At 65.0% G+C, this 6,513-nt stretch carries 5 protein-coding genes; 1 reads left to right on the top strand and 4 read right to left on the bottom strand.

Translation table 11 applies throughout. The features are described from left to right. Positions 1–222 (top strand): hypothetical protein (locus tag WAW17_RS13935; RefSeq protein WP_422333548.1); only part of this gene is annotated, 222 nt, incomplete at its 5' end. A gap of 151 nt (positions 223–373) precedes the next feature. Here WAW17_RS13935 and WAW17_RS13940 read toward each other — a convergent pair. The 4 genes from WAW17_RS13940 to WAW17_RS13955 form a co-directional block, all read right to left on the bottom strand. Then, positions 374–1,645, bottom strand: a complete 1,272-nt coding sequence (locus WAW17_RS13940; protein WP_422333549.1) for a PucR family transcriptional regulator — start codon at positions 1,643–1,645, stop codon at positions 374–376. Then, positions 1,645–3,063, bottom strand: a complete 1,419-nt coding sequence (locus WAW17_RS13945; RefSeq protein WP_422333550.1) for a phytoene desaturase family protein — start codon at positions 3,061–3,063, stop codon at positions 1,645–1,647. Before WAW17_RS13945 ends, WAW17_RS13940 begins: the two co-directional genes overlap by 1 nt. Positions 3,064–3,073: 10 nt before the next feature. Beyond that, positions 3,074–4,918, bottom strand: a complete 1,845-nt coding sequence (locus WAW17_RS13950) for a DUF3556 domain-containing protein (RefSeq protein WP_422333551.1) — start codon at positions 4,916–4,918, stop codon at positions 3,074–3,076. A gap of 92 nt (positions 4,919–5,010) precedes the next feature. Next, the gene (locus WAW17_RS13955; protein ID WP_422333552.1) at positions 5,011–6,486 is read right to left on the bottom strand and encodes a class I adenylate-forming enzyme family protein; all 1,476 of its coding nucleotides are present in this window, start codon (positions 6,484–6,486) and stop codon (positions 5,011–5,013) included. Positions 6,487–6,513 lie beyond the last annotated feature (27 nt).

Genomic DNA, 6,513 nt, shown 5'->3' on the forward strand with positions numbered 1-6,513 from the left:
GTGCGGGACTTGCTGGCAGGCTCGACGTCTTCGCGCGCCGGCCGGTCACTCATGCGCAGAGGGCGGCCCTTTGTGAATGAGGCGGAGCTGCGCGCAATCTGGATGATCGTGATGGCCGCTCGCGCGATGTCGCCGACGCGGCCGTGGGCAGGAGCATCGGTCAGCGTGGACTGGTGCCTATGGTGGCGGCAATTGGCACTACGCGGTCATCGGAAGATCTGATTTCCGTGACGCGCGAGCACGGGAAAAGGGCGGATGATGGAAATATCAACAGCGACAAGTGGTTACCTTGCTGAAGTCGACATATGGCCGACCTGAGAGGGCTTGCTCGGGCATAGGAGAAACTTGACAGCAGTCAACCCCGGGGAGCGGTCTACCGCAGCACCTTCGAACCGAGCAGGTGACACACCTGCAAGGCGAGAGCCATGTCCAATCGGTCGCTGGCGAGGGCCGTGCGGTCCTGGAGCGCCTTGCCGACGCGGTACTTCACCGTATTGCGGTGCAAGTTCATCAGCTCCGCGGTCTTCACGTAGTTCTCTCCGGTGAGGAAGAAGACGCGGAGTGTCTCGCGGAGCACTTCGGTGTTCTCGTCGGCGGCGGCGAGGGGGCCGAGGACGTCGCCGACCCAGAGCCGGGTGGCGGCCATGTCCTTGGCGAGCATGGACACGAGGGCCACGCCCTGATCGCCGAAGTTCGTGACCGTCGACGCTGCGCCGACCGACGCCAGCGCGACTGTCCAGGCGGCCTGCGCCTGCTCATGGGTCCTCTTGAACCCGGCCATTCCCCGTCCGGGCAGACCGAGTGCGACTCTGCAATCGCTCGAGCGTGCGGCGAACTGGCGGATGCACTCGGTGTCGAGTCGTTCGCTGTGCCGTCCCAGCGGCACCCATCCCCACACGGTGCTGCGATCGATCGCCGTCACGATCGGCGTCCCCCCGCCGCAGGTGGTACTCAACTCGCGCACGAAACGATGCAGACTCCCGAAATCGTCGGAGTCGGGCACGGCCGAACCGGACCACACCACGACGCCCACGTGGAACTGATCGAGTCGGTACCCGGTTTCGGCTTCGAACGCGCCGGCGCTGAGCGGCTGGCCGGAGACGATTTTGTGGATCAACGATGAATGGACATTACCGCGGGCACTGATCCAGCGGCTCCTCTCCTTCTCGTAGATGTCGAGAACGTAGAGAGAAATCCAGTCGATGTAGCGGTACACGACACGCGAGATATGTTGCAGCACCGTAAGTTTCTGGTCGGCGTCGTACTCCGACCGCTGTATTTCGGTGAAGACCTCTTCCATGAGGTTGTCCTGGCCCATGTGGTAGGCCCGCACCAGCGAGTTGGCGGGCACATCGCGCTGTGCCAATCGCAGCGCGTACTCTACCGCCGCGGTGGTGGGTTGCAGGTGTTCGATCGGGATGTTGTTGGCGAGAACGTGGATGATCGTCTTCACGTTCGCGTCGACACTGGCGTAGAGCAATTCGATGAGTTGCTGATCCTCGTCGAGTTTGGTGATGCCGCGCGCGAGAAGATCGCTCATCCTCCGGGCGATCTCGGGCTGTCGTTCGTTCAGCCGTCGCGCGGTGTCGGAGACCAGGTCCAGCACCATGTCGTGCTGGACCCGGTTTCCTGTGTTCTCCGGCACTAGGCCCGCTCGAGATGCGACAGTGCCGATTCGGCCGCGTTGTACCCGCACATGCCGTGTACTCCCGCTCCGGGCGCGGTGGCCGAGGAGCAGAGGTACACGCCGGGGATGCCGGTGGAATACGGGTCGAGGCCGATGCGTGGGCGCATGGCGATCTGGAGGGCGTTGTTGGCGCCGACGCTGATGTCGCCGCCCACATAGTTGGCGTTGTACTGCTCCATCTGCGTTGCCGAGCGTACGTACTGCCCGACGATCTGCTGGCGGAAGCCGGGGGCGAAGCGTTCGATCTGCGCGATGATCGCCTCCGTCGCGTCGCCCCGGTATCCGTGCGGCACATGCGCATATGCCCAGATCGGGTTCACGTCACCCACGGACCGCGACGGATCCGCCAGGTATTGCTGGCCGACCAATACCACCGGTTGATCGGGCATGATGCCGCGCACGATCTTGCCCTCGGCATCGGCCACCTGCTCGAAGGTGCCGCCGAGGTGGAGCGTTCCCGCCTTGCGGCAGTACTCGTTGATCCACGGAATATGGCCCTGGACAGCGAAATCCACCTTGAATGCGGCGGGACCGTACTTGTAGCGGCGATAGGCGCCGGCAACCCTGCCCGGCAACCGATCTCCGGCCATCCGGAGTACGGCGCGCGGCGAGACATTGAGCATCACGATGTCCGGGCTGCCCAGCGAGTCCAGCGCATCGACGCGCACCCCGGTTTCGATGGTGCCTCCGAGTTTGGTGAGCAGCAGCGCCATCGCGTCGGTGATGGACCGTGACCCGCCTTCCGCGACCGGCCACCCGTGGGCGTGCCCCGCAGCGGTCAGCATCAGACCGACCGAACTGCTCATCGGGGCGTGCAGCGAACTGAACGCGTGTGCCGCCACACCGCCGAACAGGGCGCGTGTCTCGGCCCGCTTCCATCGACGGACTGTCAACGACGCCGGCGCCAAGGCGTTGATGCCGAAGCCCGCGAGACGGAAGGGGTGCTCCGGCCAGTGCACGATGGGCCGGAACACGTCCGCGGTCAGGTCGTCGAACGCGCCAGACAGTCCGGCGAACATTCGCTTCCACGACTTGCCGTCCTCGCCCAGATTCGCGGCGGTGCGCTCGAGGTTGCGCCACAGGACGCCGGCGGAACCGGAATCGAGTGGGTGCGCGAGATCGATCTCGGGCCACAGCCACCGCAGGCCGTAATCCTCGAGCCCCAGCGACTGCAGGAACGGCGACGCGACACCGGTGGGATGGAAGGCCGAGCAGTCGTCGTGGATGACGCCGGGAATCGTGTGCTCCGACGACCGGGTGCCGCCGCCGATCGAATCGTCGGCTTCGAGGACACGGACCGAAATACCTTGTCGAGCCAGGTGGATGGCGGCAGCGAGCCCGTTGGGCCCGCTGCCGACCACTACCGCTGTTGTCACGAGGTGATCCTCAATTCAGCGTCATCGTCCGGGGTGTCTCGGCCCGCGCTGTCGCGGTGGCCGGGGGCGTGTCGATCATATCCCGCAGGTTCCGCTGCGCGGCGTCCTTCGCCGACCAGTCGACCCGGAACGGGATGGGACCCTCGGGCAGCCAGGGCTGCGCATCCACCGCATCCTTGACCAGGTAGGAGCCGCGTTCGATGACACCGAGTGCCGCATCGATCACCTTGTATTCCTGGCGATTCTTGTGGATGGGCTGCGATTCGATCCACGCGACGACCAGTTCACCGGGTTCGAAGTTGCACAGTTCCTGCACGGCATTGACCAGATACTCGTTGTGCAGGTGGCCGTCGCCGAACTGCCAGCCGATCAGCGTGGAGCAGGTGAACTCGGCCTCGCGCAGGGTGTAGCGCTCGATGTCGTCGAGGTTGTTGATCATCATCGAGACCAGCGCGCGCCCCTGGCTGTGCATGGTCCGCCAGGCCATCGCCTTCTGCATGAAGATCTCGGCGACCTCCGGGCCGTAGGCCGCGGTCAACTGGTCCACCTGGTTGCTCGACGACTTCTTGATGACGTTCAGCTTCTCCTCCGCGCCGGGGGCGAATGCCCAGGTCGCGGACGCCCAGTTGCCGGCGTACTGCCGCATGGAGGGCAGGAACGACACCAGGTCGGGACGCAGGTTGCCGAGAACCGGGAAGAACAGCAGTCCGGCGAGGATCGCCGCGGTCAGCCACGGAGAGGACATGTCGCCGACACCGAAACCGTCGCCGGCGGGGTAGTTCCAGAACAGGTAGACGGTGGCGAACGCGAAGAGGATGTTCCACTCGAGCGGCACCGCCAGGGGGAAGGTGGCGGTGATGACGAGGTGGAAGCCCACCATCACGATGATGGCCAGCACGGTGACCGTGACATTGGTGGAGAACAGCAACACGAGCGGGGTCACGAGTTCGACCACGGTGCCACAGATGTGCGCGATACCGCTACCGACCTTGGACGGACGGATGTCCTCGGGGAAGTTGCGGTAGAGCGAACGGTTGAGGCGGCGAGACTTCATGAACGGCGCGTTGCTCATCATCGGCGGCACCACGTTGGAGAAGTGGCGGCCGAACTTCGAGACGCCGGCGCCCATCCACACGACGACGATCAGCAGCTTCAGCGCGATGATCATGTCGACGAACGGCAGCACCGAGAAGAAGATCATCGCGGGGATGTACTGCTCGGCGCGGGAGGCGAGGAACACGACCTTGTCGCGCAGACCCATCAGCAGCAGCAGTCCGATCAGCGGGAAGATCAGGCTGGGATTCACCAGTCCGGCTTCGTTATTCGGCAACACCGCATCGAGCGAGGTGCTCTCGACGCCGGGGGAGAACAGGATGACGAGGAGGTTGATCACGATCGCCGCGTACACGGTGACGTCCCACAGACTGCGCCGGGTGCCGGCGGTGAAGGGCACCTTGCCGGGCCACGGCGGGTTGCGCAGCGTGCCGGGGCGGAACCAGTAGAGCGCGCCGCCCATCATCGGGCTGAAGCGGAAGGCGAGAGGTCCGGAGGAGGCGCCGAGACCCAGTACCTCCCACAGCACGGTGAACAGCAGAACCTTCTGGTAGAAGATCGGCTCCGTCCACCATTGGCCGACCTCCCAGGGTGCGCCGAGGCCGGGTGTGAGGGAGACGAGGGTGACCGCCAGCCCCACGTACAGGGCGAGTTTGATGACGTACAGCATGTGGATCTGCTTGGGGCCGCCGAAGCCGTACTCGGCCCAGTGCAAGGCGAGCAGCTTCATGCGCTCGAGGAAGGGCAGCGAGCCGAAGACCGCCGGGTCGACCGGTGGCATGTCAGCAGTCTTGAAACCCATGGGGATTCTCCTTCGGATGGGTTGAGATTCGGGTACGGGGCATCGCGCCGGCAGACTTCGAGAGTCTCGGCGGGACAGGGGTGAAGCCGGGATCAGTTGACGAGGGTGGGTTCTGGCTGGAGCAGGCGCCGGAGACCGGGTTTGTCGATCTTTCCGACCGGGTTCTTGGGGAGGGCGTCGAGGACGGTAATCGACACCGGCAGCTTCACTTTGGTGAGATGCGGGCGAATGTGCTCGAGTAACTCCTCAGGAGTGACGTTCTCGCCGGGGTAGGCGACGACGTAGGCGACGGGGACTTCGCCGTAGACGGGATCGGGTGCTCCGACGACGGCTGCCTCGAGCACTGCCTCGTGGGTATAGAGCACCGACTCGATCTCCTTGGGGTACAGGTTCTCTCCGCCACGGATGATCATGTCCTTGATGCGATCGACGAGGGTGAGGTAGCCGTCCTCGTCGACCCTGCCGACGTCGCCGGTGTGGAGCCATCCGTCGACCAGGGTCTCGGCGGTTTCCTCGGGCCGGTTCAGATATCCGTGCATCACGTTCGGGCCCTTGATCACCACCTCGCCCACCTCGCCGACGGGGAGGAACGTTCCGTCGGGGCCGATCGTGGCGATCTTCTGTCCGGGCAGTGCCGGACCGACCGTGCCGAGCTTGCGGGGACCGTCGATCGGGTTGCAGGTCGACGCGCAGGTGCCCTCGGTGAGTCCGTACCCCTCGACGAGTACCAATCCGAACCGCTGTTCCACCTTCTCGAGCAGTTCCCGCGACACCGGCGCCGCGCCGCACACGGCGAAACGCAGGGACGACGTGTCGGCAGCGAGAGTGTCCGGCAGTTCGGCCAAGCGAGCGTAGATCGTCGGCACCGCCGAGAAATAGGTGGGGCGGAAGTGCTCGACCGCGGCGAGGAACTTGTTCGGCTCGAACCGGTCCATCACCGTCAACTGTGCGCCCCGCAGGATCGGAGCCAGGAAACTGACGCAGATGGCGTTGACGTGGAAGAGGGGCAGGATGAGCAGGCAATGATCGGCCTCGGTGAGGCTGAAGTGCTGGGCCATCATCGAACCCATCGCCTGCAGGTTCGAGTGGGTGAGCCGGACTCCCTTCGGCCTGCCCGTGGACCCGCTGGTGTAGATCAGGAGCGCCAGGTCTTCGGGCTGCACATCAGCCGGCGCCAGGGTGCCCGTGAGGACCGACCGCTGCATCTGATCGACGTGAATGACCGGGCGACCCGCCGACGGAGCATCCGCATGTTCGTTGACGACAAGAACGGCACCCGAATCCTTGATCTGGTAGCCCGCCTCGGTCGCGGTGAACGTGGGGTTGATCAGTGTTGCGGCCGCCTCGAGGCGCCACGCCGCCATCAGTCCGATCAGGAGCTCGATGCGGTTGGGCAGCATGATGGCGACGACATCTCCGCGTCCCACACCCAGTGTGGCCAGCTGCTGTGCGAACGCCTCCACACGGTGTTCGACCTGCGCGTACGTCAGCTCGTCCTGGTGGTCGCGAAGGCAGAGGCGGTCTGCGTTGACTGCGGGCTGGTCCCAGGGCAGGTAGCCGAGGTTCATGGGTGCGCCTTTCGACGAGAGATCGTG

This window comes from Rhodococcus sp. (in: high G+C Gram-positive bacteria) (assembly GCF_049286785.1).
Classification (GTDB): domain Bacteria; phylum Actinomycetota; class Actinomycetes; order Mycobacteriales; family Mycobacteriaceae; genus Rhodococcus_F.

Coding starts and splice junctions, on each gene's coding strand:
- WAW17_RS13950 (WP_422333551.1), bottom strand. CDS start 4,918: ATGGGTTTCAAGACTGCTGACATGCCACCGGTCGACCCGGCGGTCTTC.
- WAW17_RS13955 (WP_422333552.1), bottom strand. CDS start 6,486: ATGAACCTCGGCTACCTGCCCTGGGACCAGCCCGCAGTCAACGCAGAC.